Annotated in this window: 26 protein-coding genes; 18 read left to right on the forward strand and 8 right to left on the reverse strand. The window is 60.8% G+C overall.

Annotated features, from left to right (window positions below):
• Positions 1–20 precede the first annotated feature (20 nt).
• Genes tsaD through EOL43_RS02480 form a run of 5 tightly spaced genes read left to right on the forward strand, consistent with a single transcriptional unit; the run spans position 21 to position 3,203 of the window.
• Positions 21–1,127, forward strand: a complete 1,107-nt coding sequence (gene tsaD / locus EOL43_RS02460) for a tRNA (adenosine(37)-N6)-threonylcarbamoyltransferase complex transferase subunit TsaD (RefSeq protein WP_133485181.1) — start codon at positions 21–23, stop codon at positions 1,125–1,127.
• Positions 1,124–2,071: an NAD(P)H-dependent glycerol-3-phosphate dehydrogenase gene (locus tag EOL43_RS02465; protein ID WP_133485182.1), complete on the forward strand. Its 948-nt coding sequence runs from the start codon at positions 1,124–1,126 to the stop codon at positions 2,069–2,071. The genes tsaD and EOL43_RS02465 overlap by 4 nt, the downstream gene beginning before the upstream one ends.
• Positions 2,072–2,344 (forward strand): YciI family protein, encoded by a 273-nt coding sequence (locus tag EOL43_RS02470; protein WP_133485183.1) that lies wholly within the window; start codon positions 2,072–2,074, stop codon positions 2,342–2,344.
• Entirely contained in the window at positions 2,344–2,760 is a 417-nt protein-coding gene (locus EOL43_RS02475; RefSeq protein WP_133485184.1) for an EVE domain-containing protein, read from the forward strand. The genes EOL43_RS02470 and EOL43_RS02475 overlap by 1 nt, the downstream gene beginning before the upstream one ends.
• Before the next feature lie 53 nt (positions 2,761–2,813).
• A complete protein-coding gene (locus EOL43_RS02480; protein WP_133485185.1) occupies positions 2,814–3,203 on the forward strand; it encodes a DUF1761 domain-containing protein in 390 nt (129 codons plus the stop codon).
• A 252-nt stretch (positions 3,204–3,455) separates the two neighbouring features.
• Here EOL43_RS02480 and EOL43_RS02485 read toward each other — a convergent pair whose 3' ends face one another.
• On the reverse strand, positions 3,456–3,797 hold the full coding sequence (locus tag EOL43_RS02485) for a DUF2853 family protein (protein WP_133485186.1): 342 nt from the start codon (positions 3,795–3,797) through the stop codon (positions 3,456–3,458).
• Positions 3,798–3,956: 159 nt separating this feature from the next.
• Between EOL43_RS02485 and lysM the strand changes: the two genes are divergently transcribed.
• Both lysM and trpB read left to right on the forward strand, forming a co-directional pair.
• On the forward strand, positions 3,957–4,373 hold the full coding sequence (gene lysM, locus EOL43_RS02490; protein ID WP_133485187.1) for a peptidoglycan-binding protein LysM: 417 nt from the start codon (positions 3,957–3,959) through the stop codon (positions 4,371–4,373).
• A 152-nt stretch (positions 4,374–4,525) separates the two neighbouring features.
• A complete protein-coding gene (trpB, locus tag EOL43_RS02495) occupies positions 4,526–5,734 on the forward strand; it encodes a tryptophan synthase subunit beta (RefSeq protein ID WP_133485188.1) in 1,209 nt (402 codons plus the stop codon).
• Between the two features lie 48 nt (positions 5,735–5,782).
• On the opposite strand, the gene EOL43_RS02500 is transcribed toward trpB, so the two are convergent.
• A complete protein-coding gene (locus EOL43_RS02500) occupies positions 5,783–6,535 on the reverse strand; it encodes an extensin-like domain-containing protein (RefSeq protein ID WP_133485189.1) in 753 nt (250 codons plus the stop codon).
• 10 nt (positions 6,536–6,545) lie between these two features.
• Positions 6,546–7,931 carry an adenosylhomocysteinase gene (gene ahcY / locus EOL43_RS02505; protein ID WP_133485190.1) on the reverse strand — a complete coding sequence of 462 codons (1,386 nt, stop codon included), beginning with the start codon at positions 7,929–7,931 and terminating at the stop codon, positions 6,546–6,548.
• Between the two features lie 135 nt (positions 7,932–8,066).
• Here ahcY and EOL43_RS02510 point away from each other — a divergent pair, with 135 nt between their 5' ends.
• Both EOL43_RS02510 and EOL43_RS02515 read left to right on the forward strand, forming a co-directional pair.
• Positions 8,067–8,663, forward strand: a complete 597-nt coding sequence (locus EOL43_RS02510; protein WP_133485191.1) for an HD domain-containing protein — start codon at positions 8,067–8,069, stop codon at positions 8,661–8,663.
• Entirely contained in the window at positions 8,660–9,157 is a 498-nt protein-coding gene (locus EOL43_RS02515; RefSeq protein ID WP_133485192.1) for a GNAT family N-acetyltransferase, read from the forward strand. The genes EOL43_RS02510 and EOL43_RS02515 overlap by 4 nt, the downstream gene beginning before the upstream one ends.
• Here EOL43_RS02515 and EOL43_RS02520 read toward each other — a convergent pair.
• The 3 genes from EOL43_RS02520 to EOL43_RS02530 all read right to left on the reverse strand — a co-directional run bounded on the left by EOL43_RS02520 (position 9,154) and on the right by EOL43_RS02530 (position 10,755).
• Complete coding sequence (locus tag EOL43_RS02520) at positions 9,154–9,495, reverse strand: hypothetical protein (RefSeq protein WP_133485193.1); 342 nt, start codon at positions 9,493–9,495, stop codon at positions 9,154–9,156. The two genes, EOL43_RS02515 and EOL43_RS02520, sit on opposite strands and share 4 nt — an antisense overlap.
• Positions 9,492–10,046 carry an ActR/PrrA/RegA family redox response regulator transcription factor gene (locus EOL43_RS02525; RefSeq protein WP_133485194.1) on the reverse strand — a complete coding sequence of 185 codons (555 nt, stop codon included), beginning with the start codon at positions 10,044–10,046 and terminating at the stop codon, positions 9,492–9,494. Before EOL43_RS02525 ends, EOL43_RS02520 begins: the two co-directional genes overlap by 4 nt.
• An 82-nt stretch (positions 10,047–10,128) precedes the next feature.
• Positions 10,129–10,755: an SCO family protein gene (locus EOL43_RS02530; protein ID WP_133485195.1), complete on the reverse strand. Its 627-nt coding sequence runs from the start codon at positions 10,753–10,755 to the stop codon at positions 10,129–10,131.
• A 104-nt stretch (positions 10,756–10,859) separates the two neighbouring features.
• Here EOL43_RS02530 and regB point away from each other — a divergent pair, with 104 nt between their 5' ends.
• From regB to trxA, 8 genes are all read left to right on the forward strand, one after another.
• On the forward strand, positions 10,860–12,275 hold the full coding sequence (gene regB / locus EOL43_RS02535) for a sensor histidine kinase RegB (RefSeq protein WP_133485196.1): 1,416 nt from the start codon (positions 10,860–10,862) through the stop codon (positions 12,273–12,275).
• A gap of 113 nt (positions 12,276–12,388) precedes the next feature.
• Positions 12,389–13,972, forward strand: a complete 1,584-nt coding sequence (locus EOL43_RS02540) for a PAS-domain containing protein (protein ID WP_133485197.1) — start codon at positions 12,389–12,391, stop codon at positions 13,970–13,972.
• 57 nt (positions 13,973–14,029) lie between these two features.
• Positions 14,030–14,524: a tRNA (adenosine(37)-N6)-threonylcarbamoyltransferase complex ATPase subunit type 1 TsaE gene (gene tsaE / locus EOL43_RS02545; protein WP_133485198.1), complete on the forward strand. Its 495-nt coding sequence runs from the start codon at positions 14,030–14,032 to the stop codon at positions 14,522–14,524.
• Positions 14,521–15,513 (forward strand): aminoglycoside phosphotransferase family protein, encoded by a 993-nt coding sequence (locus tag EOL43_RS02550; protein WP_133485199.1) that lies wholly within the window; start codon positions 14,521–14,523, stop codon positions 15,511–15,513. Before tsaE ends, EOL43_RS02550 begins: the two co-directional genes overlap by 4 nt.
• Positions 15,498–16,181: a nucleotidyltransferase family protein gene (locus EOL43_RS02555; protein WP_133485200.1), complete on the forward strand. Its 684-nt coding sequence runs from the start codon at positions 15,498–15,500 to the stop codon at positions 16,179–16,181. The genes EOL43_RS02550 and EOL43_RS02555 overlap by 16 nt, the downstream gene beginning before the upstream one ends.
• A complete protein-coding gene (addB, locus tag EOL43_RS02560) occupies positions 16,174–19,119 on the forward strand; it encodes a double-strand break repair protein AddB (RefSeq protein WP_133485201.1) in 2,946 nt (981 codons plus the stop codon). The genes EOL43_RS02555 and addB overlap by 8 nt, the downstream gene beginning before the upstream one ends.
• Entirely contained in the window at positions 19,116–22,484 is a 3,369-nt protein-coding gene (gene addA / locus EOL43_RS02565) for a double-strand break repair helicase AddA (RefSeq protein ID WP_133485202.1), read from the forward strand. Before addB ends, addA begins: the two co-directional genes overlap by 4 nt.
• Positions 22,485–22,517: 33 nt before the next feature.
• Positions 22,518–22,838, forward strand: coding sequence for a thioredoxin (gene trxA, locus EOL43_RS02570; RefSeq protein WP_133485203.1), 321 nt, complete (start codon positions 22,518–22,520; stop codon positions 22,836–22,838).
• 69 nt (positions 22,839–22,907) lie between these two features.
• Here trxA and EOL43_RS02575 read toward each other — a convergent pair whose 3' ends face one another.
• Entirely contained in the window at positions 22,908–23,510 is a 603-nt protein-coding gene (locus EOL43_RS02575; RefSeq protein ID WP_133485204.1) for a L,D-transpeptidase, read from the reverse strand.
• 168 nt (positions 23,511–23,678) lie between these two features.
• Here EOL43_RS02575 and dalA point away from each other — a divergent pair, with 168 nt between their 5' ends.
• Positions 23,679–24,173, forward strand: coding sequence for a divisome-associated lipoprotein DalA (gene dalA, locus EOL43_RS02580; protein ID WP_133485205.1), 495 nt, complete (start codon positions 23,679–23,681; stop codon positions 24,171–24,173).
• A gap of 50 nt (positions 24,174–24,223) precedes the next feature.
• On the opposite strand, the gene EOL43_RS02585 is transcribed toward dalA, so the two are convergent.
• The gene (locus tag EOL43_RS02585) at positions 24,224–24,691 is read right to left on the reverse strand and encodes a L,D-transpeptidase family protein (protein ID WP_240686434.1); all 468 of its coding nucleotides are present in this window, start codon (positions 24,689–24,691) and stop codon (positions 24,224–24,226) included.
• Positions 24,692–24,743: the final 52 nt, after the last annotated feature.

Raw genomic sequence — 24,743 nt, forward strand, 5'->3', positions numbered from 1 at the left:
CGCAACAGATCGCAAGCGTGATGACTGAAACTGATCAACCCCTTACCGTTCTTGGGCTGGAAAGCTCGTGCGATGATACGGCGGCCGCTGTAGTGCGCCATGTGCCGGGACAGGTGCCTGAAGTGCTGTCCTCTGTGGTGGCAGGCCAAACCGAGCTGCACGCCGATTTCGGCGGCGTCGTGCCAGAAATCGCCGCGCGGGCGCACACGGAGAAGCTGGATAGCTGCGTGGAACAGGCTCTAACACAGGCGAATATGGCTTTATCCGAGGTCGATGCCATCGCCGTCACCGCAGGCCCCGGCCTGATCGGCGGCGTGTTGGCGGGAGTCATGTGCGCCAAGGGACTGTCGATCGGATCAGGCAAACCGCTGATCGGTGTGAACCACCTTGCGGGCCACGCCCTGACCCCCCGCCTGACGGATCAGGCGGCGTTTCCCTATCTGATGCTGTTGGTATCCGGCGGGCATTGCCAGTTCCTGATCGCCAAAGGATCCGAGGATTTCACCCGTCTTGGCGGCACCATCGACGATGCCCCCGGCGAGGCTTTCGACAAAACCGCCAAACTTCTGGGCCTTCCTCAACCCGGCGGCCCCTCGGTCGAGGCCGAGGCGAAGAAGGGCGACCCCAAACGCTTCAAGTTCCCGCGCCCGCTGCTGGATCGGCCCGGCTGTGATATGAGCTTTTCCGGCCTGAAAACCGCCCTTCTGCGCGAACGGGATAGGCTGGTGGCCGAACATTGCGGGCTGCGCGTGCAGGACCGCGCGGACCTCTGCGCAGGCTTCCAAGCCGCCGTGCGTGACGTTCTGGCCGAGAAATCACACCGTGCGCTGAAAGAATACCTGTCCCTGAACCCCACCCAGCCCACCTTGGCTGTGGCCGGGGGTGTAGCGGCAAATATGGCTATTCGTGGTGAATTAGAGACTGTTTGCGCACAACATGATACCGCTTTCCTTGCCCCACCTCTGGCGCTGTGCACCGACAACGCCGCGATGATCGCGTGGGCCGGGATCGAACGGTTCCGCGCGGGCCAACAAGACGACATGTCCCTGCAAGCCCGCCCGCGATGGCCGCTTGACCAGCGTGCCCCAGCAATGTTGGGATCAGGAAAAAAAGGGGCAAAGGCATGAGCATTTCGGTTCTTGGCGCAGGCGCATTTGGCACGGCTTTGGCGATCTCTCTGGCGCAAAGCGGTCGCGCCGTTGGCCTGTGGGCGCGTGATCCGGGCGACATGGCGACTGCCCGCGAAAACACCCGCCGCCTGCCCGGCTTTGCCTTTCCCGATAGCCTGACCGTGCTTGAGCAGATCGAGGATGTGCAGGCATCCGACATCATCCTGTTGGCCGTTCCGATGCAAAAACTGGCCGGATTTCTGGAAGAGAATGCGTCCCTATTTCAGGGCAAAACGCTTGTCGCTTGCTGTAAGGGCGTCGATCTGCAATCCGGGCTTGGTCCGGCCGAGATCATTCAGCGCGCCTGCCCCTCGGCCACCCCGGCGATCCTGTCCGGCCCCAGCTTCGCCGTCGACATCGCAGCAGGCCTTCCCACGGCCCTGACCTTGGCCTGCGCGGATGGCGAGGCGCTGCAAACCGCGCTGTCCACCAACAACATCCGCGTGTATCGCTCGACAGATCTGATCGGGGTCGAGATCGGGGGCGCCTTGAAAAACGTCGTCGCCATCGCCTGCGGCATCGCCATCGGCGCGGGTCTGGGCGAAAGCGCCCGCGCCGCCCTGATGACCCGCGGATATGCCGAGATGCAACGCTTTGCCGCCCTGAAAGGCGCGCAGCCCGAGACGCTGTCCGGGCTGTCGGGCTTCGGCGATCTGACGCTGACCTGCTCGTCCGAGAAATCCCGCAACTACAGCTACGGACTGGCGCTTGGCCACGGTGATCCCCTGCCCGAAGGCACCACCGTCGAAGGGCGCGCGACCGCCAAAGCAGTCTCTAACTTTGCCCAAAACGCTGGGATTGAAATGCCCATCGCGCAGATGGTTGTCGCCGTGCTGGACAATCAACTGACCATAAACGAAGCTGTCGACATGCTCTTGTCACGGCCGCTCAAGGAGGAATGAATGCTCGTAGCCGTCATCTGCACTGACAAACCCGGTGCCATCGAAACCCGCAAAGCAAACCGCGAGGCGCATCTGGCCTATATCAAGGACACCGGCGTGGTCGCGCAGGCGGGCCCGTTTCTGGATGCCGACGGCATGATGTGCGGATCGCTTCTGGTGCTGGACGTCGATGACATGGCCGCCGCGCAGGCCTGGGCCGACGGCGATCCCTATGCCAAGGCCGGTCTGTTTGCCGATGTGCGCATCGAGCAGTGGAACCGGGTGGTGGGCTAATGGCGTACTGGCTGTTCAAATCCGAAGTCTCGACCTGGAGCTGGGACCAACAGGTCGCCAAAGGTGACGCGGGCGAGGAATGGGACGGCGTGCGCAACTATCAGGCGCGCAACCACATGCGCGCCATGAAAATCGGCGATCTTGGCTTCTTCTACCACTCGCAGAAAGAAAAAGAGATCGTCGGCATCGTCGAGGTGATCGCGGAAAGCCATCCCGACAGCACCACCGACGATGAACGTTGGGATTGCGTGGACATCAAGGCGGTGCGCGCGCTGCCCAAGCCGGTGACGCTGGCGATGTGCAAAGACGATCCCCGTCTGGCCGATATGGTGCTGGTCAACAACACCCGCTTGTCTGTTCAACCCGTGACCGAGGCCGAATGGGCCATCGTGTTGGAGCTTGCGGGCGACGCTTGACAACCCCCCTGCCCGGCTGGTCGCATGAACCCAGTCGAACAGGAGGAAATAACATGTTGGAAGTCATCGTCGCCGCCATCGCGGGCTATGCGTTCGGCGCGGTCTGGTACATGGCGCTGTCGAAACAGTGGGTTGTCGCCGCGGGCATCCAAACCGATGACGCGGGCAAACCCCATAACGCATCCGACCCGAAACCCTATATCGTGGCCTTTGTTGGCGCACTGGTTGTCGCCGGGATGATGCGGCACATGTTCAGCATGGCGGGCATTGATGGCGCGGGCAAAAGCCTGATCGCTGGGCTGGGGCTTGGATTGTTCGTCGTAGCGCCTTGGATGATCAACAACGTCATGTTCAGCGACCGGTCGAAATCCTTGATCTGGATGGATGGAGGCTATGCCGTTGGGGGCTGCACCATCATCGGGCTGGTTCTGGGCGTGATGTGAGAAACAAGAAGGGGCCCGACGTCTCGGACCCCTTCCTCACCCCACGTGCTCCCTCAGCACCGCACGTGTCTCTGAATTAAAGGTCCGACCGTCCTGGTCTTCGTAGATGAAGCTAGCGCAGGTTGCGCCCCCAAGCAATTGAATTGACCGTAAAATACCGTTCAATTGCAGTGGTTTACATTCACCTTCCGTTAAAGACTCAAAAAGCGCGACCCGAAGGCCGCGCTTTGAAAAATCAGATATCGGGGTGGATTAGCCGTAGACGGCTTCCTTCCCGAAATGCTTCACCAGCATGTAGTACACAACGGCGCGGTACTTGTTGCGCTCGCTGCGGCCATAGGTGTCGATGACGGCGTTGATCGCGTCCATCAACTGCGGGCCATCAGCCAGGCCAAGTTTCTTGATCAGGAAGTTCTCTTTGACGGTCTCAAGCTCGCTTTCCTGCGTCGCAGCCACGGTCGAGGCATCGTCATTGTAAATCGCAGGGCCACAGCCAATCGTCACCTTGGTCAAAAGATCCATATCCGGCGACATGCCGCATTTGTTCTTAAGGTCGTCTGCATATTTCGCGATCAAGTCGTCACGCTTTCCCATCAGTGTCTCCCAATTTTATGGACGTTCAATGCATTTCCTCGAAACTCTAGGCGCAATCGGGATTTCCACAAAGGAAAAGTTTGCCGCAGCTTTCCCCCTAGGTTTTTTCGCCTATCTGGCACAGGATGCCGGCGACACATATTGCTTTAGGAGAGAACAATGGGTCTTTGGAGCTTCGTAAAAGGTGCTGGTAAATCGCTGTTTGGTGGTGACGAGGCCGCGTCTGCCGACAGCCTGAACAAGGAAGTTGCCGATCTGGGCATCGACACCTCGGGTCTGGATATTCAGGTCGAGGGCGAGAAAGTCACCGTCAAAGGCGGTGAAAACCTAAGCGCGGAAGAGCGTGAAAAGGTCATTCTGGCTGTGGGCAACGTCGAAGGCGTGGCCGAGGTCGAGGCCGATCTTGAGGGCGAGCCGACCTTCCACACCGTCGAAAAAGGCGACACGCTTTGGGCGATTGCTGAAAAGACGCTGGGCAACGGTGCGCGCTACAAGGAAATCTTTGAAGCCAACAAGCCGATGCTGAAGGATCCGGACCTGATTTACCCGGGCCAGAACCTGCGGATTCCCAGCTGATTTCGCTGAAAAATCCTTTGATTACGGCCTCACGCATGCGGGGCCGTAATTTTATTTTGAATAATCGTTGTAAACCGCAACTTTCTGCTTGAGGCGCCGCGCATTTCCCTGTCTCATCCCGTGGACAAAAATAGACACGAGGGAACACAGGAATGGCGTCTTATCTTAAATCCACACCGACACGTGACGGCTATTTTGGCGACTACGGCGGCGCAATGCTGCCGCCCCCGCTGGAGCCGCACTTCAAAGAAATCTGCGAGGCTTATGACCGGATTTCCAAGTCGGCCGACTTCATCGCCGAGCTGCGCCACATCCGCAAACATTTCCAAGGCCGTCCGACCCCGGTGTCCTATCTGAAAAACTTGTCCGAGCAATGCGGCGGCGCTCAGATCTATGCCAAGCGTGAAGACCTGAACCACACCGGCGCACACAAGCTGAACCACTGCATGGCCGAAGGTCTGCTGGCCAAGTTCATGGGCAAGAAGAAACTGATGGCTGAAACCGGCGCAGGTCAGCACGGCGTGGCTCTGGCCACCGCTGCTGCCTATTTCGGTCTGGAATGCGAGATCCACATGGGCGAGATCGACATCGCCAAAGAAGCCCCCAACGTGACCCGCATGAAACTGCTGGGCGCCGAGGTTGTTCCCGTGGGCTTTGGTGGCCGTTCGCTGAAAGAGGCCGTGGACAGCTGTTTCGGCAGCTATCTGGAACAAGCCGACACGGCGCTCTTCGCGATCGGCTCGGTCGTGGGTCCGCACCCGTTCCCGATGATGGTCCGTGATTTCCAGCACATCGTGGGCGTCGAAGCGCGCGAGCAGTTCCTTGAAATGACCGGTGGTCTGCCTGACATGGTCGCCGCCTGTGTGGGCGGTGGTTCGAACGCGATGGGTCTGTTCTCGGGCTTTATCGACGATGACGATGTAGAACTTTACGGCGTCGAGCCGATGGGCACCTCGTCGAAACTGGGTGAACATGCCGCGACCATCACCTTCGGCGAAGACGGCGACATCCACGGCTTCCGCACCATGGTTCTGAAGGACGAAAATGGTGAACCCGCCCCCGTGCACACCGTTGCCTCGGGTCTGGATTATCCGGGTGTTGGGCCAGAGCACGCGCACCTGCACCGTACCGGCAAGGCGAACTATACCGCCTGTGACGACAAGGAAGCCTTGAACGCCTTCTTCACCGTCAGCCGCACCGAGGGCATCATCCCGGCACTGGAAAGCGCCCACGCGGTTGCCTTCGCTATGCGCGAAGCCCCGAAAAACCCGGGCAAGTCGATCCTGATCAACATGTCGGGCCGTGGCGATAAAGACATCGATTACGTGACCGAGAACTTCGGGTTCGGCGAAGACCTGTAAGTTACTGTAAAATCAAAGATCAGGGGCGCTTCGGCGCCCCTTTTTCGTTCAACGGCAGAAACCCCAACCATTGGCCTGCAGGTGAAAATGATCCGCGTGCAGCCGGTTATACTCCGGCCCCAGAACCAAGCGGAACCATGTGCAGGATCCGCGCCAGATCTGACGCAGGAAGGCGGCTTCCTCGGGCGTGCCATTCCAGTTCCTAAGCAAGGTCAGTCTGCGCCCGTCAGACAAAAGCGCGCCGGTGATGTCGAAGGCGCGCGCGGTGGCATGACTGCTCCACGCGTTTTCCGTGCCGCGCGCGGTGCGCATTTTTCGGCAGTTGTAGCTGCCAATATGCAAAAGCTGCGCCACATCCGTCCCCAAGTGTTGATGCGCCGCGGGCTGGACGTCGTGATGTTCCCACATGGCAAGGCGCAGCGCGGTGGCGCAGCGGGTTTCGACCGGCGACAGCTGCGCGCCGACCAGCGACGACAGGCTACCCCTTTGGGAAATCCCGCAATGGTCGCCCGAGGTCAGCGGCTCCATCTGCGAGAACGCAACACCGGCCTGCGCCAGCACATCGCGGCACACGGCCTCGTCCCGTGTGGCCATGCGCAGCTGCCAGCGGGTCACGGGTGTCACGGGTGCTGTGATCGACAAAGGCCGCGTGGGGTTCCAGTGATCGGGCAACACGCTGTCAGGCCGCAACAGCACCCACAGCGCAACCAGCCCCAGAAGTGCAAGCGACAACACCGAGGACAACAGAAAAAGCGCCGCCCGCTGTAGGAACGGACGGCGCTTTTTGGTTTCTTCTTCCATCACCGGACGATCAGTAACGATAGTGTTCCGGCTTGAACGGACCTTCGGTCGACACGCCGATATAGTCCGCCTGTTCCTTGTTCAGCGACGACAGTTTCACACCGATGCGGTCCAGATGCAGACGGGCGACTTTTTCGTCCAGATGCTTAGGCAGGATGTAAACTTCGTTGTTGTATTCATCGCCTTTGGTCCACAGCTCGATCTGAGCCAGAACCTGGTTGGTGAACGAGGCCGACATCACGAAAGACGGGTGGCCGGTGGCGTTGCCGAGGTTCAGCAGGCGACCTTCCGACAGCAGGATGATGCGGTTGCCCGAGGGCATCTCGATCATGTCCACCTGGTCCTTGATGTTGGTCCATTTGTGGTTCTTCAGGTTCGCCACCTGAATTTCGTTGTCGAAGTGACCGATGTTGCCAACAATCGCCATGTCCTTCATCTCGCGCATATGCTCGATGCGGATGACGTCTTTGTTGCCGGTGGTGGTGATGAAGATGTCGGCGTCCGCGACGGCATCTTCCAGCGTCAGCACCTCGAACCCGTCCATCGCAGCTTGCAGCGCGCAGATCGGATCGATCTCGGTCACTTTCACGCGGGCACCAGCACCGCGCAGCGACGCGGCCGAGCCTTTGCCCACATCGCCATAGCCACAGACAACGGCAACCTTACCGGCCATCATGGTGTCGGTGGCGCGGCGGATGCCGTCAACCAGCGATTCCTTACAGCCGTATTTGTTGTCGAATTTCGACTTGGTGACCGAGTCGTTCACGTTGATCGCCGGGAATGGCAGTTGGCCGTTCTTCACCAGATCATACAGGCGGTGCACGCCGGTGGTGGTCTCTTCCGAGACACCCTTGATCTGGTCGCGCATCTTGGTGAACCAACCGGGGCTGGCTTCCATGCGCTTCTTGATCTGTGCGTGGATGACGGTTTCCTCTTCCGACCCGGGAACACCCAGATCTTCACCAGCTTCGGCGCGCGCCCCCAGCAGGATGTACAGCGTCGCGTCGCCGCCATCGTCCAGGATCAGGTTCGGACCTTCCGGGAATTGGAAGGACAGGTCCAGATAGTCCCAGTGCTCTTCCAGCGACTGGCCTTTGATCGCGAAGACCGGAACGCCTGCCTGCGCAATTGCAGCAGCCGCGTGGTCTTGGGTCGAGAAGATGTTGCACGACGCCCAGCGCACATCGGCGCCCAGCGCGACCAGCGTTTCGATCAGAACCGCGGTCTGAATGGTCATGTGCAGCGAGCCGACGATCCGTGCGCCTGCCAGCGGTTTCGTTTCGCCGTATTCCTCGCGCAAGGCCATCAGGCCCGGCATTTCGGTTTCAGCGATGTCCAGCTCTTTACGGCCGAATTCGGCCAGAGCGATGTCTTTGACGATATAATCCTGGGTCACGGTGTTTCTCCGATCCTGATCCCGTTTCTGTTGCGCGTGCCGTAGCATTGTAACCACGAACACGCAATGAAGGCCAATTGACTTGCCCGTGAAAAAGGCGAAATTGCGAGGGGAAATTCGCAGGAAGGATCGAAAATGCCCGCTCAACCCCGCGCATGGCAACGGATGCTCTCTGGTCGGCGGCTGGATCTGCTGGATCCGACCCCCGTCGACATTGAAATCGAGGACATCGCCCACGGTCTTGCCTTCGTTGCGCGCTGGAATGGGCAGACCTTTGGCGACTTCCCCTATTCCGTCGCCGAACATTCGCTGTTGGTCGAGGCGCTGTACACGCGGATGAACCCCAAAGCCCCGGTCAAATGGCAACTGGCCGCCCTTCTGCATGACGCGCCAGAATATGTGATTGGCGACATGATCTCGCCGGTGAAAGCCTCGGTCGGTGCGGGGTACGGAGAGCTGGACGACCGCCTGACCGCCGCCATCCACATCCGCTTTGGCCTGCCCGCGAAGATCCCTGTGGCGGTGAAGAAGGCCATTAAGCGCGCGGACAGGATCTCGGCCTTTTTGGAAGCCACGCAGATCGCCGGGTTCAGTGTCGAAGAGGCCGGAAAGTTCTTTGGCGTGCCCGATCCCACCATCACCAAGGGGCTGGACATCACCCTGCGTCCCCCCGCCGAGGTCCGTGCCGATTTCACCGCGCGCCACAATCGCCTGCTGGAGCAGATGGGATGATCACAGCACGCAGCGCCCGCCCCGAAGATGCCCCCGCCATGTGCGCCCTTCTGAACCCGATCATCGAAGAGGGCTCGACCACTGCCTATCGCACGCCCTTTGATACAACGCATATGGTGGCGCACTACATCGAGAACCCCGTCGTCTTGTCCTGCGTCGTCGCCGAAGAGGCGGGCGAGATCCTTGGGTTTCAAGGGATCTTCCTGACCCAGCCCGCCCGCGACGGGTCCTCTGCCCGCTGGGCCGAGATCGGAAGCTTTGTCAGCGCGCAAGCGCAGGGCAAGGGCGTGGGGCAGATCATGTGGGCCGAGACCAAGGCCCGCTCGATCGCCGCCGACGTTGATACGATCGGGGCCACCATTCGAACCGACAACGTGCCGGGGCTGGCCTATTACAGCGGGCTTGGCTTCACGGATTATGGTGCGGTGCTGACCGACACCCTGTCCGACGGCACGCAGGTTCAGAAGGCCTGCAAACGGTTTGACTTAACCTAGGCGCAGACGCGGCCGCGCTGGTCTGCTCCACGCTTCCACCCCACGAACCGCTCGGCCGTGAAGCTGAGTTCCAGATCTGCCCAGCGCAGGCGTTGTGTAATGCCTGTAGGGCAGCCGGTCAGCGGTAAGGTGGTTGGGCGACCAAGCTCTCGGGTCAGCGCTGGAATCACACCTTTAGGCGAACGCCCGAAGTCGACGCGCTGATTGCTGGGCAGAACGGCCAGCCCCTGCGCGTCGGGCGCAAAACTAACGGCTTGGCGCGGCGCAGGTGTTGGCGCGCTGGGCTGGACGCAGGCAGACAGCAGCACAAGGCCCATCACGCCCGCGGACAGCCTCATTTCGGGCTGCGTTTGGCCAGAATACGCTGAAGCGTGCGGCGGTGCATGTTCAGGCGGCGCGCAGTTTCCGAGACGTTGCGGTCACAGAGTTCATATACGCGCTGGATATGCTCCCACCGTACGCGGTCGGCAGACATGGGGTTTTCTGGCGGCGGCGGCAGCTCGTCCGGCATCGCCAGCAGGGCGGCTGTGATGTCGTTGGCATCTGCGGGCTTAGACAGGTAATCCGCCGCGCCCAGTTTGACCGCTGCAACTGCGGTGGCAATCGCGCCATACCCTGTCAGAACCACGATGCGGGCGTCGGGGCGCTTGTCGCGGATGGTCTCAACCACATCCAGCCCGTTGCCATCCTCAAGCCGCAGATCGACCACGGCATAGGCTGGCGGACGCGCGGTGGCGATGGCCTTACCCGCAGCAACAGATCCTGCAGTTTCGACAGAGAAGCCACGCTTTTCCATCGCACGCCCCAAGCGGCGCAGGAACGGTTCGTCGTCGTCTACCAAAAGAAGGGACGCGTCTTCGCCAATCGGCTTGAGTTCCTCAGTGGTCATCGTAGCAACCTCCGGTTTGCGTTTGCCTCATGATAGGTAGGTATTAATGACCGTAAGGTCAATTTTGACGCTACGATGCCTGCTATGCGCCTGCGTCAATGAAGCAGCTGACCCGCTTGGCCATCGACTCGGGCGTCTCGTCCCGCTTGAAGAAATCTGCAAACCCGGTTTCCGGGAACATCAGATAGGTAAAGGTCGAGTGATCAATCAGATAATACTCTTCCTGCCCCTCTTCCGGCTCTTGCTTGCGGTAATAGGTCTTGTAGGCCTGGCTGGCCGCTTTGACCTGCTCGGGCGTACCGGTCAAACCGATCATGTTGTCATGCATATAGCTGGTGAAATCCGCCAGATGCTCGGGTGTGTCGCGCTCTGGATCGACCGAGATAAAAGCCGCCTGTACGTCATAACCCTGACCATCCAGAATGCGCATCGCTTCGGCGTTGCGGGCGTTGTCCAACGGGCAAACATCCGGGCAGAACGTATAGCCGAAATAGACCAGCGTCGGCTTGGTGATCACGTCTTTCTCGGTCACCAGCGCGCCGGTTTCATCGGTCAGCTCAAACGGCCCCCCGATCGACGCAACGCCGGTTCCGATGGCGCCAGCGCGACATTCGGCAAAGGCATCCTCTTCCCCGCTGGTGACAAACCACGTCACCCCGACAAGTGCCACAATCGCCGTTGCGGCCGTCACAGCATAGATGCGTTGCATAGAAATTCTCCGGTTTGTTCGCGCAGGCATTGATCCTGCCTTTCGTCACGACTAGCAAGAGAACACATTGACGCAACCGAAAAAGCAATTCGCCCTGATCACAAATGACGGAACAGCAAACAGACCCGGCCACTGACGCCGCCGTTGGCAGCCAGCACCGCAGCTGGGTGCGACTACGTACGCTGATCCTGCTGCGCTGGGCAGCGATTGCGGGTCAGATTGTGGCAATTGCCGTTGCGGTTCAGTTCTTTACGGTCCAAATCCCGTTCGGGCTGGTGTCCGCCACCATCGGCATTGCAGTGATCGCCAACCTTGTGTCCAGCACGCTGTTCCCGCGCAACACGCGCCTGAATGAACGTCAGGCGACCGGCATTCTGGTCTTTGACACGCTGCAATTGGGTCTGATGATGTTGCTGACCGGCGGCATCCACAACCCGTTCATGGTGCTGATCCTTGCCCCGGTAACCGTTGCCGCGACCGCGTTGTCGACTCGCTCGACCATTATGGTGGGGGCTGTGGCCATCGCGGCCACCAGTCTGGTCACGTGGGTCAATATTCCGCTTCAGACTGCGACGGGCGTTCTGCAGATGCCGGACCTGTTCGTTTTTGGCCTGTGGGTCTCGGTCACGATCTCGGTCGGCTTTATTGGTCTCTATACCCGCCGAATTTCGTCCGAGATGCGCTCGATGTCCGAGGCGCTTCTGGCCACCCAAATGGCCCTGTCGCGCGAGCAGAACCTGACCGATTTGGGCGGCGTGGTCGCTGCTGCTGCACACGAACTGGGCACCCCGCTGGCGACGATCAAGCTGGTCTCGTCCGAGCTGGTCGAGGAACTGGACGGCGATGACGAGCTGCGTGACGACGCCCGCCTAATCGGCGAGCAGGCCGACCGCTGCCGGGACATTTTGCAATCCATGGGCCGCGCCGGCAAAGACGACATGCTGGTCAAACACGCCCCCCTGATCGCCCTGATCGAAGAGGCCGCCGAACCCCACCGCGAACGCGGCAAGGCGCTGGAAATCGAGATCACCTGCACCGAGGCCGATCCCTTGGATCAGCCCATCCTGATGCGCCGGCCCGAGATCATCCACGGGCTACGCAACCTAATCCAGAACGCGGTGGATTTCGCCTCGACCAAGGTCTGGATCGAGCTGTGCTGGAATGACGAGCGCATCACCATCCGCATTCTAGACGACGGCAAAGGGTATTCCCCGCAGGTTCTGGGCTGGATCGGAGACCCCTTCATCCGCCGCCGCAAATCGCAGGCCGAGCATGGCCAACGGCAGGCGTACAAAGGCATGGGGCTGGGCCTGTTCATCGCCAAGACATTGCTGGAACGCACCGGTGCCACGCTGCATTTCGCCAATGCCTCGTCGCCTTATACTGGCCGCCCCCACCCGCGCGAAAAATCGGGTGCCATTGCACAGGTGGAATGGCGGCGCGACACACGTGGGCTCGAGGCCAAGAACACCAGCGGCGCGCTGGGCGAGAACATTCACTTCACCCACGACGCAGGCTGAAAACCCCTTGAAAACAAGACGTTCAGCCCGATTAAACCTTCATTAACCACACCGGCTTAAGGTTAACCCGTTGATAACGCGGGTGGCAGACCGCCGAAACGACAGGTGTGGACATGATGAATACTCTTTACGCGGTGGGGCTGGTGCTGACGGCCCTGACGATCTCGATCGCAGCGCTTTACATCCTTTCCGTGCTGGACCCGGCGCGGGATCGCAAGCTGCGCAAGCGGACTTCGCAGGAAAAAGACAGCGTCGTGTTTCTGTTCGACGATCAGATGCTAACCGACGTGACCCCGGCGGGGCGTCAGATTCTGGATGCGCTTCCGCGGCACAACTCCGGCTCTGACTGGCAGCATCTATCGCAAATCCTGGAAGCGCGCTTTCCCAACCTGTCCGACCAAATCGGCGAACTGGCCGAGCTTGGCACGCTCTCGATCCCCTCGACTGACGGGGCGCATCGCATTGACGCGGAATGGCGCGACGGGCTGGCGCGGATCCACTTGGTAACCGCTGGCACCGAGGGCGCCGATCCGATTGTCGACCGGGTCAGCTTTGACGCCATGCGGGACGAACTGGACGGGCTGCGAGCCATTGCGCATCACGCGCCCGTCATGATGTGGCGCGAAGACGCGAACGGCAAAATCACATGGGCCAACAAGACTTATCTGGATCAGGCCGCCGACCCCGACACCTCGGACGAGGTCGCCAGCTGGCCCCCACAAAAGCTGTTTGACCGGCCCCGGCTTGAAGATGCCAAAAATCTGGAAACCCCGCGCCGCGTGGCCGTCCAGCTGCCCACCGATGGTGAACGCCACTGGTTCGAGCTGCACGACGCCCCCTTGGGGACCGAGATCCTGCTGACCGCCATCCCCGTGGATCGCGTGGTGAATGCCGAGAAATCACGGACTGAATTCGTCTCGACCCTGACCAAAACCTTCGCGCATCTTCCCATCGGGCTGGCCATTTTCGACCGCAAACGGCAATTGACCCTGTTCAACCCGGCCCTGACCGACATTCTGGCGCTGGATGCCTCGTTTCTTGTTGGCAAACCCACGCTGTTTACCTTCCTCGACCGCCTGCGCGAGAAGCGGATGATGCCGGAACCCAAGGACTATGTCTCGTGGCGGCAACAGATGGCGGATCTGGAAAGTGCCGCCGTGAATGGCACCTACGAGGAAACGTGGTCCCTGCCCACAGGCCAGACCTATCGCATCACCGGGCGCCCACACCCGGATGGCGCTGTGGCCTTCCTGTTTGAAGACATCACCTCGGAAATCTCGCTCACCCGCCGCTTCCGCCGCGAGCTTGAGATGGGCCAATCCGCGCTGGACTGTATCGAGGACGCGATTGCCATCTTCTCGCCCGGTGGGGTGCTGTCCATGTCGAACGCGGCCTATACCAAGCTGTGGGGCAATGATCCGTCCACCACGCTTGAGGATATCAATCTGGGCGACGCGATCCGCACTTGGCGCGGCACCGCTGGCGACACGCCGGTCTGGCGCATGCTGAAAGAATTCGTGGCCGCCCATGGCGAACGTCAAATGTGGTCCGACCATATCGCCCTTCTAGATGGACGGCAGGTCGACTGCCATTTCGTCCCCTTGGTGCGCGGCGCCACAATGGCCCGCTTCCACGTCCGCCCCGCCCAGCGCGAGTTTCAGCCTGCGCCGAATTCCGCCATGCATTTGACCCCCTGACACAAGGTGAGGTGATCTACCCTTGCACCGACGCGCAGGGCGTCTAAAACTCGTGCCATGACGCACGCCTTTCATCATGATCTTGCATTTTCCACCCCGGATCAGACCACCGCTTTTGCCGCCGAACTGGCGCACCAACTGGTGCCGGGCGATGTGATCCTGCTGTCTGGCGGAATCGGCGCGGGAAAGACGCATTTTGCCCGCGCGGTGATCCAATCCCGCCTTGCCGCGCAAGGGCTGGCCGAGGACGTGCCCTCGCCCACCTTCACGCTGGTGCAGACCTATGACGACACGTTGTGCGAGATCTGGCACTCCGATCTCTACCGCCTGACACACCCGGACGAAGTCGAAGAGCTGGGCCTGATCGACGCGTTCGAGACCGCGATCTGCCTTGTCGAATGGCCCGACCGCCTCGGCGATCTGCTGCCGCAGAACGCGCTGTCGCTGGAGTTCTCGACAGGTGACGCGTCCGATGACCCCGATGTGCGACACGCCCGGATTTCGGGCCCCGCCGAGCACTGGGAAGCCCGCATCCAAAAGGCGCTGCTATGAGCGATGATCGCGCGCAGGATCGCCGCCAGTTCTTGAACTCGACCGACTGGGCCGACGCGCCCTTCCTACCCCTGACCGGGGATGCTTCTTCCCGCCGTTATTTCCGCGCGCAAGGCACCCACCCCGCAATCCTGATGGACGCCCCACCGTCGACCTGCGGGTCGATGCAATCCTTTGTCGACGTGGCGCAGTATCTTGCGGCGCTTGGCCTGTCTGCGCCGGCGATCTATGCGGCGGATCTTCACGGCGGCTTCCTGCTGCTTGAGGATTTCGGAGACGACGATTTCGCCTCGCTGATCCACGCCGATCCCTCGCTTGAGAACAGTCTCTATTCCAGCGCAATTGATGCCATTCACACCACTTTGGACGCCACCCCCGCGCCGGTCGCCAGCTATGGCATCAGCGAAATGGCGCAAGCCTGCGATCTGGCTTTCTTGCACTATGCGCCGCAGCCAGATGCCGTGATGTGCGATGCGCTGGGTGCCATCGAAGAGGCGCTCACCCCCTTCGACACCACCCTGTGCACATCCCTGCGCGACTTCCACGCACAGAACCTGCATTGGCTGCCAGAACGGACTGGCACTGCTCGCGTCGGGCTTCTTGACTTTCAGGACGCGGTGAACACCTTGCCCAGCTATGATCTTGTCTCGCTTCTGCGCGATGTGCGGCGCGATGTGTCTGACGATCTGGCCATATCGGCGCGAAAGGCCTTCGCACAACGGCGCGGGCTTGATCAGACCGCCTTTCAAGACGAATTCCACCTTGTCGCCGTACAGCGCAACCTGCGCATTCTTGGTATTTTCGCACGACTGTCGCAACAGATGCGCAAACCGCACTATATTGACCTGATCCCGCGCGTCTGGACCCTGCTACAGGACGACCTTCGCCACCCGCCGCTTGCAAAACTACGCGATCAGCTGAACGCGATCCTCCCCGAACCCAGCCCTAGCCATCTTGAAAGGCTCAGACAGCCATGCCCGACACAGTGATGATCTTTGCCGCTGGGCGCGGCACCCGCATGGGCGCTTTGACGGAAACGCAGCCGAAGCCGATGATCCCGGTCGCCGGGAAGCCCCTTCTGGACCACGCGCTGAAGATCGTGGACGAGGCGGACGGTGTCTCGCAGATCATCGTAAACACGCATTATCTGGCAGATCAGATCCACGCCCATCTGGCGGATCGCGACATCCTTTTTTCGCACGAAGACACACTGCTTGAAACGGGCGGAGGCCTAAAACAGGCTCTAACACTGCATAAAACCGCGTCTCTTTTCACCCTCAACGCTGATGCGGTCTGGTCCGGTCCCAATCCGATGCAAATGCTTCTGCAGGCCTGGGACCCCGACCGGATGGACGCCCTGATGCTGCTGGTTCCGCCGGAAAACGCCATTGGTCACCTAGGGCAAGGCGACTTTACAATCGCCCCTGACGGGCAACTGACGCGCGGGCCGGGGCTGGTTTACACCGGGTGTCAGATCATCAAGACGCATCCTGTGGCGCAGGTGGATGAGGACGTCTTCTCGCTAAACGTCGCGTGGGATGCCATTCGCCAATCCAACCGCCTGTTCGGCATGCCCTATCAAGGCGCATGGTGTGATGTCGGGCATCCGGACGGCATCACATTGGCAGAGAAAATGTTGGAGGGTGCCGATGTTTGAGCCCGCGTCCAAATCGCGCGTCTTCGGTGTCCCGCTCGGCGTCGACTTCCCCAAGGCGTTGGTCGACGGGCTGCGCCGCCGCATGGAAGGCCGTCCTCCGCACGAAATGGCGCGGGTCGAGCTGTTCGTGAACTCCCGCCGCATGCTGAACCGCGTGCAAAGCCTGTTTGACGATCAGCCCGGTTTCGTCCCGCGTCTGCGACTGATCACCGACCTCGCGCAGATGCCGCTGGACAGCTCGACCCCCAGCGCCGTCGCCCCCCTGCGCCGCCAGCTAGAGCTGCACCAGCTGATCCTCGCCCTGCTGGACCAAGAACCCGACCTTGCCCCGAAAAGTGCGGCTTTTGATCTGGCCGATAGCGTGGCAAAGCTGATGGACGAAATGCACGGCGAAGGCGTGAATCCCGCTGCGTTAGAGACACTTGACGTCCAAGATATGTCCGAACACTGGGCCCGCAGCCTGCGCTTTCTGTCGCTGATCAATCCGTTCTTCGATCCTAGCGCCGGACACGCTCCAGACGCGGAAACGCGTCAGCGGATGGTGGTGACGATGATCACCGAGGGCTGGCAGAAATCGCCCCCCGATCACCCGATCATCATCGCCGGCTCAACCGGATCGCGCGGCACCACTGCGCTGTTGATGCGGGCTGTCGCGCAGCTTCCGCAGGGCGCATTGGTCCTGCCGGGGTTCGACACGGACCTGCCAGACCACACATGGAGCGCCCTGGAAGATGCTCTGTCGGCCGAAGATCACCCGCAATACCGCTTCGCCGCGCTTTTGAAGCAGTTGAATTTGCCCCGAAGCGATGTGCAGAACTGGACAGGACTGCCGCCCGTCGCGCCAGAACGCAACAAACTGATTTCGCTGGCGTTGCGGCCTGCCCCTGTGACGGACCAATGGCAGATCGAAGGGCGCCAGTTTCAGAACGTCACGAAAGCCACTGAGGGATTAACCCTGATCGAGGCGCAGAGACCGCGAGACGAGGCGCAGGCGATTGCCGCGCTGCTCCGCCGCTCGGTCGAAGACAGGGTTAGCGTGGCTTTGATCACGCCGGATCGAAATCTGACCCGTCAGGTCACCGCCGCATTGGACCGCTGGAACATCGAACCTGACGATAGTGCGGGTCGCCCGCTGGCGTTGTCCGCACCCGGGCGCTTTTTGCGCCAGATCACCCTTATGATGTGCGAGGCCCCCGCGGCTGATCGGCTGCTAACGCTGCTCAAACATCCGCTGACCAACGCCGGCGGAGATGCCCGCGGGGATCATCTGCGCTGGACCCGCGATCTTGAGCTTCAGGTGCTGCGTGGCTCGGCCGCGATCCCCGACCGTCAGGTGCTTCTGGATTGGGCGCAGACGTTCGAGGAAGAACCGGAACGCGCAATCTGGGCCGAGTGGGTGGCCACGATTTGCCTTGCTCCGCCGCTTGAAGGTGAGCTGCCTCTGCCGGATCTTCTGACCCACCATCTTGATCTGGCGCGTGAGATCGCGCGCGGCCCGAACGGCGAGGGAACGGGCGAACTTTGGAACCGCGCTGCGGGGCAGATGTGCCAAGAAATTGTCTCTAACCTTGCAAAAAATGCTCAACACGGCGGCGATCTTTCCCCGCTCGCCTATCGCGATCTATTCCGCTCTATCCTGTCAAAAGGCGAGGTCCGCGATCCGAACACCCCCCATCCCGGCGTGATGTTCTGGGGCACGCTCGAAGCGCGCGTGCAAGGGGCTGACCGTGTTATTCTCGCCGGGTTGAACGATGGCATCTGGCCCGAACTACCCGGCCCAGATCCGTGGCTGAACCGCCAGATGCGGATGCAAGTGGGTCTTCCCCTGCCCGAACGCCGCGTGGGTCTGTCCGCGCATGATTTCCAGCAAGCCATCGCCACGAAAGAGGTGATCCTGACCCGGTCGGTCAAGGACGAGGACAGCGAAACCATCCCGTCGCGCTGGCTAAACCGCATCTGCAACTTGATGGCCGGGATGTCAGATGACGGTGCGCAGGCCTTACAGGAAATGCGCGCGCGGGGAACCCAATGGCTTGAGTTCGCACGGCAGATTGATCAGCCGAACGAGACTACTCCGCCTGAAAAGCGCCCCTCACCGTCCCCGCCCCTGTCGACCCGCCCCCGACAGTTGTCGGCAACCGGCGTAACCAAGCTGATCCGCGATCCTTTTGCGATCTACGCAGACAAAGTGCTGCATCTGCGTGCGCTGGATCCGCTGCTGCGCGGATCGGACGCCTTGATGCGCGGGACCGTGCTGCATGATGTTTTCGAAAACTACGTCTCGTCGCTGCCCGACGCCCCGGACCCGGCACTCGAACAGGATCGCTTGCGCCAGATTGCAGACGACATTCTGGCCGAACATGTCCCTAATCTGGCGACCCGTATCCTGTGGAAAGCGCGGATTGATCGGATCGCGCCGTGGTTCGTTCAACAAGAGCTGTCGCGCGGTGCGTTCTCGTCCAATCTGGCGAACGAAACCTGGGGACGCGCACGGTTCGACGACCCAGATTTCGAGCTGGTGGCCAAGGCCGACCGGATCGACCGTCATCAGGACGGATCGCTGCTGATCTACGACTATAAAACCGGCGCGCCTCCGAACGAGAAACAGCAAAAGCACTTCGATAAACAGCTGTTGTTGGAAGCTGTCATTGCGCAGGTCGGCGGGTTCGAAAACATCGATGCAGCACCCGTATCCCTGGTCAGCTATATCGGCCTGACGCCACAGAAAGAGGTCCAGACGGTTCTGGTACCCGCCGACATCGAAACCATCAGAACCGAACTTTTAGGCCTGATTAGAGCCTATAATGACGCCGCGCAGGGCTATACGTCGCGCCGCGCCATGCATATGCAGCGCTTTGCGGGCGACTATGATCATCTGGCGCGTTACGGCGAATGGGATGACAGCGACACCCCTGTGATCACGGAGGTCGGGCGATGAATTTTGACGACGCAACCCGCGCCCAAATCCGCGCGGCGGATCCCTCGGCCTCGACCTGGCTGTCGGCCAATGCGGGATCGGGGAAAACCCGTGTTCTAACCGACCGCGTGGCGCGCTTGCTGCTGGACGGCGTGTCCCCGCAGAACATCCTGTGCCTGACCTACACCAAAGCCGCCGCGAGCGAGATGCAGAACCGCCTGTTCAAGCGGTTGGGCGAATGGGCGATGAAGGATGACGCCAGCCTGACGCAGGCGTTGGTCGAGCTGGGCGTCGAGGGCGCACGCGACCTGTCGCTGGCTCGTCAACTGTTCGCCCGCGCGATCGAGACGCCCGGCGGGCTGAAAATCCAGACGATCCACGCTTATTGCGCCTCGCTTTTGCGCCGTTTCCCGACCGAAGCGGGCGTGTCCCCCCAGTTTACCGAGATGGACGATCGCGCCGCCAACGATCTGCGTGCCACGATTCTGGAACAAATGAGCGACGGGCCGCACAAGGGTGTGGTGCAGGATCTAGCGCAGTTGTTCACCGGCGAAGACCTGATGCGGCTGACGGCAGGCATCACCTCGGCCCGGATGCTGTTCGCGGACGACAAGGACACGGCACAAATCAGTGGCTGGTTTGGGGTGGCCGCGGGCGACAGCTTGGACGATATGTTGGACGCATGTTTTGCACCGGGTGATCTGGATGTGCTGGCGACGTTCCGAGCGGGATCGGCTACGGGCAGCGCGCAGGATCAGAAACGCGCTGAGGTGCTGCAGGGGGCGGATCTTTCCCAGCCAAATCTGGATCTTCTTCAGCGGCTCGAGAAGATCCTTCTGAAGCAATCTGCTCCGTTTTCCGCCAAGATAGGGTCGGTACCGACCAAAGCACTCCAGTCCGGAGCCTGCGCGCCGATCATGGATCAGCTGAATGATCTGATGGCACGGGTCGAGGATGCGCGGCACAAGCGATTGGCCCTTCACAACGCACGGCGCACGCAGGTTCTGTACCGTTTCGCGCACGCTTTCGTGCAGGAATATGAGGCCGCAAAACTGGCGCGGGGCTGGCTGGATTTTGACGACCTGATCTTGAAGGCGGGCGGGCTTTTGACCGATCCGTCGGTCGCGGCATGGGTACTGTTCAAGCTGGATGGCGGCATTGACCACATTCTGGTGGACGAGGCACAAGACACCAGTCCCGTGCAATGGCGCGTGATCGACAGCCTTGCGCGTGAATTCACCACCGGGTCGGGCGCCCGCGACGATGTGGAGCGCACAATTTTCGTGGTGGGCGATCCGAAACAGTCGATTTATTCGTTCCAAGGCGCGGAACCGGCTGAGTTTCAACGGATGCAGCACAGTTTTGCGGATCGCTTGCAGCAGGTTGGGCGGGCGCTGGCTGTACAACCGCTGGAATATTCGTTCCGATCCTCGCCCGCCGTGCTGGGCTTCGTTGATATGGCGCTTGAGGGGCGATCCGGCCTTGGCGGCGGCTTCAAACACCGCGCGTTTTTTGGCGACAAACCGGGGCGCGTGGATCTGTGGCCGTCGATTGAGCCGGTGAAGCACGAAGAAGACCGGGATTGGAATGATCCAGTTGACCGGCCCTCGCCCCGTGATCACCGGGTGCAACTGGCGGACCATCTGGCGGATGAAATCCAGCGGATGATCCGCGAGGAACGTTTGCCCGACGACAAAGGCGGTTCACGCCCTGTCGATCCGGGCGACATTCTGGTGCTGGTCCGGTCGCGCAGCGAGCTGTTTCACGAGCTAATCCGCGCCTGCAAAGCCCGCGATATTCCCATCGCCGGGGCGGATCAGTTGCGCATTGGGGCAGAGCTTGCGGTGAAAGATCTGACCGCGCTGTTGTCCTTCCTCGCCACGCCCGAGGATGATCTGTCGCTGGCGACCGTCTTGCGCTCGCCCTTGTTCGGATGGAGCGAGGATGACCTGTTCCGACTGGCCCATTATCGCGGCAAGAAAACCTTCCTATGGCGGGCGCTCTCGGATCAGTCAGAGCAATATTCCGCTACGTTAGAGACACTTCATGACCTGCGCGACCGCGCGGATTTCTTGCGTCCTTACGAGTTACTGGAACGTATCCTGACCCGCCATGACGGCCGCAAAAAGCTGCTCGCGCGGCTGGGGCAAGAGGCCGAGGACGGCATTGACGCGCTGCTACATCAGGCAATGAACTACGAGCGGCTTGAGATCCCCAGCCTGACCGGCTTTATCACGTGGCTGGAAACCGGCGACATCACGATCAAGCGGCAGGTGGACAGCAAGGGGCATCTGGTGCGGGTGATGACGATCCACGGCTCGAAAGGGCTGGAAGCGCCGATTGTTTTACTGCCGGATTTGGCGGCGCGGCGCGCTTCAGAGCCGCCGCAGGTTGGCAAGCTGTCGTCAGATCAGCCCTTTTGGTTCCCCGCCAAGGCGGACCGGACCGAGGCGATTGAGGACGTGGCCGAGGGCTTGAAAGAAGCCGAGATCGAGGAACGGACGCGCCTTCTGTACGTCGCCATGACCCGTGCCGAGCAGTGGTTGATCCTTGCCGCCGCCGGGGACCTTGGGAAAGCGGATACTGGCTGGTATCGCGTGGCCGAGGCCGCGATGGAGCGCACGGGTGGCGCCGATTGCGCCTTCCCGACGGGTACAGGCAAACGCTATGCCACGGGCGACTGGCCCGAACCGGGGCTAAACGACCCCACCGCGCAGGATACGGCGCGCACCCCGCTGCCCGAATGGTTGACCACGCAGGCCGCGCCCCCTGTTACGGTGCCAAAACCGCTCTCTCCGTCCGACTTGGGCGGTGCGAAGGCGCTTCCCGGTGAGGCAGAGTTGGCGGATGGGCAGGATCCGCTGATCCGCGGGCGTCAAATTCACGCGCTGTTGGAGCATCTGCCGAACGTCGCGCCGGAAAGCTGGGCAGGCGTTGCGCAGCACCTTTTGTCCAGCGGCCCGGATGCGGCGGAGACCCACGTGATCGACGCGCTGACAAACGAGGTCTCGGCCCTATTGACCGACCCGGCGCTGGCGCATCTGTTTGACGAACGCAGCATCGCCGAAGCACCCATCACCGGGCACCTGCCGGATGATCCCGCGCGCATCCTGCACGGCTTCATCGACCGGCTGATTGTTACCGAGGATCACGTGCTGGCGGTGGACTTCAAATCCAACCGCATCATTCCGGATCACCCCGACCAAACGCCCGAAGGACTTTTACGCCAGTTGGGCGCCTATCGCTGGATGCTGCGCGCCGTTTATCCGGAGCGCCCCGTGCACACCGCAATCCTGTGGACACAAACGCGCGAGCTGATGGCTTTGGACGACCAAACTGTCGATGACGCATTTGGTCGCCTTGACGCTGAGGGTCAGGCTACCTAGGTTCTGTCCAACCAAATTTTTAGGAGAACACACATGGCAACCGTCGCTGTCACCGATGCCACCTTTGACGCAGAAGTCCGCAACTCGGACATTCCCGTCGTCGTCGATTTCTGGGCCGAATGGTGTGGCCCTTGCAAACAGATCGGCCCGGCTCTGGAAGAGCTGTCGACCGAGTATGAAGGCAAGGTCAAAATCGTGAAGGTAAACGTGGACGAAAACCCGAACTCGCCGGCCCAGATGGGCGTGCGCGGCATTCCGGCGCTGTTCATGTTCAAAGACGGTCAGGTGATCTCGAACAAAGTGGGCGCTGCGCCGAAAGCTGCCCTGCAGTCGTGGATCGACGAAAGCGTCTGATCCCGGCACACAGCTAAAAGAAAAGCCCCGCAACTTGCGGGGCTTTTTTGTTTCTAAGGTGTGCTGCGATCAGATCAACAGAACCTGTGCCCCGTTTTTCACCAAGCCGAACAGCTCGGCAATGTGTTCATTATACAGACCAATGCAGCCGTTCGACGACTGACGCCCGATCTTGCGCGTGTCATGCGTGCCGTGGATCCGGTAGTATTTCCAGCCCAGATACAGCGCATGGGTGCCCAGCGGGTTATCGGGACCGGGGCCAACAAAGGCGGGCCATTCTGGGTTGCGTTTGCGCATGGCCGGGGTCGGTGCCCAGGACGGACCTTCCACCTTGCGGATCACGCTGGTGCGGCCACGGCGGGTCAGGTCTTCGCTCAGCGGGACCGAGGTCGGGTACAGGCGGTAGATCGACTGATCTTCGGACCAATAGTGCAAACAGCGCGAGCTGATATCCACCAGGATCACACCGTTTCTGGTGTTGCTGAAATAGGGCTGCCAATCGAGGGTGCGGAAGCTGGAAATATTGCGCTTCACCACCTCGGTCAGATCGCGTTCCACCGCGGTCGAGTTATCAAACTGCGCAAGCGCGGGCGACGCCACACCGCCCGCAGCTGCGGCAACACCGGTCAAAAATGTACGACGGCCAATCTTAGTGCTGGGGGTGTCACTCATATTGCCACTCCAATGAACTTACTTTGTTAACGTACCCTATATTGCGCGACCGCATCAGTCGCAAATCAAACCGGCGTGAATCGGCAATATCGCGCACCCGTTATTTGAATTCGTCACATACTGTCTATAGTGAGGCGCCAGAACAAGATTATTTTGATGAGAGTACCCATGCGCGCGATTTTGTTGGCTTTGGCCACAGCAACGACTCTGGCGGCTTGTACGACTGGACCCACCACGACCGGCACCGGCACGAAAGTGTACCGGATTTCGGCCGCACAAACGTCGCGCATTCAGTACCGGATGCTGGATTCCGTGAACGAGCTGCGTGCTGCTTCGGGCGCCACGCCCTTGCAGCTGAACAGCCAGCTGAACGCGGCTGCAAAAACGCATGCGCAGGACATGTCGGTCCAGAACCGGCCGTGGCATTTCGGCTCGGACGGGTCGTCGCCGCTGGATCGCGCCACACGTGTCGGCTATCCGGGCACCTATCTGGGTGAGACGATTTCCGAGACCTTCGAAAGCGAGCTTCAAACCCTGTCCGCATGGATGGCAAATCCGGACACGCGCCGCATCATCATGGATCCGCGGGCGCGCAATCTGGGGTTCTCGTGGCATCAGGAAACCAACGGCAAAATCTGGTGGGTGCTCGAGGTCGGCGCCTAAACCACTTCAACGATCACAAAAAGGCCCGCCACATCTGGCGGGCTTTTTTCTTAGGGATTGATGTCGATGACCGTTCCGTTCCGCACCATCGCATAAATCTGGCGCATCTCGCGGTTCTTGACCGAGATACAGCCCGCCGTCCAATCCGGTCCTTTCGGATCCTTGGGGCGCGGTCCACCGTGGATAAAGATCTCGCCACCGGGGCGTTTCCCCTGCGCACGCGCATATTCCACGTCTTTGCGATTGGGATAGGAAATGCCGATCGACAGATAGAACGCGCTGTTGGGATTGCGGCGGTCGATCACATAGCGCCCCTCGGGCGTCTTACCATCGCCTTCGAACTGCTTGTGCCCTTCAGGGGCAAAGCCCAATTCGATGTTATAGCTTTTCAGAACTTCGGTGCCGTGCAGAAGATACATCTTCCGGGCACCCTTGTTCACAACGATCCGCGTCACTTCGGGCCCGTCATAGGTGATGATCTTGTCTCCGCAGGACGCGGTAAAAAGAAGGGCAAGCATTGCTGCAATTGCGACGACGGTTCTCATGGGTCACCCGTACTTCTTGTGTGGC

Source organism: Aliiroseovarius marinus (genome assembly GCF_004360145.1).
GTDB classification, from domain to species: Bacteria; Pseudomonadota; Alphaproteobacteria; order Rhodobacterales; family Rhodobacteraceae; genus Aliiroseovarius; species Aliiroseovarius marinus.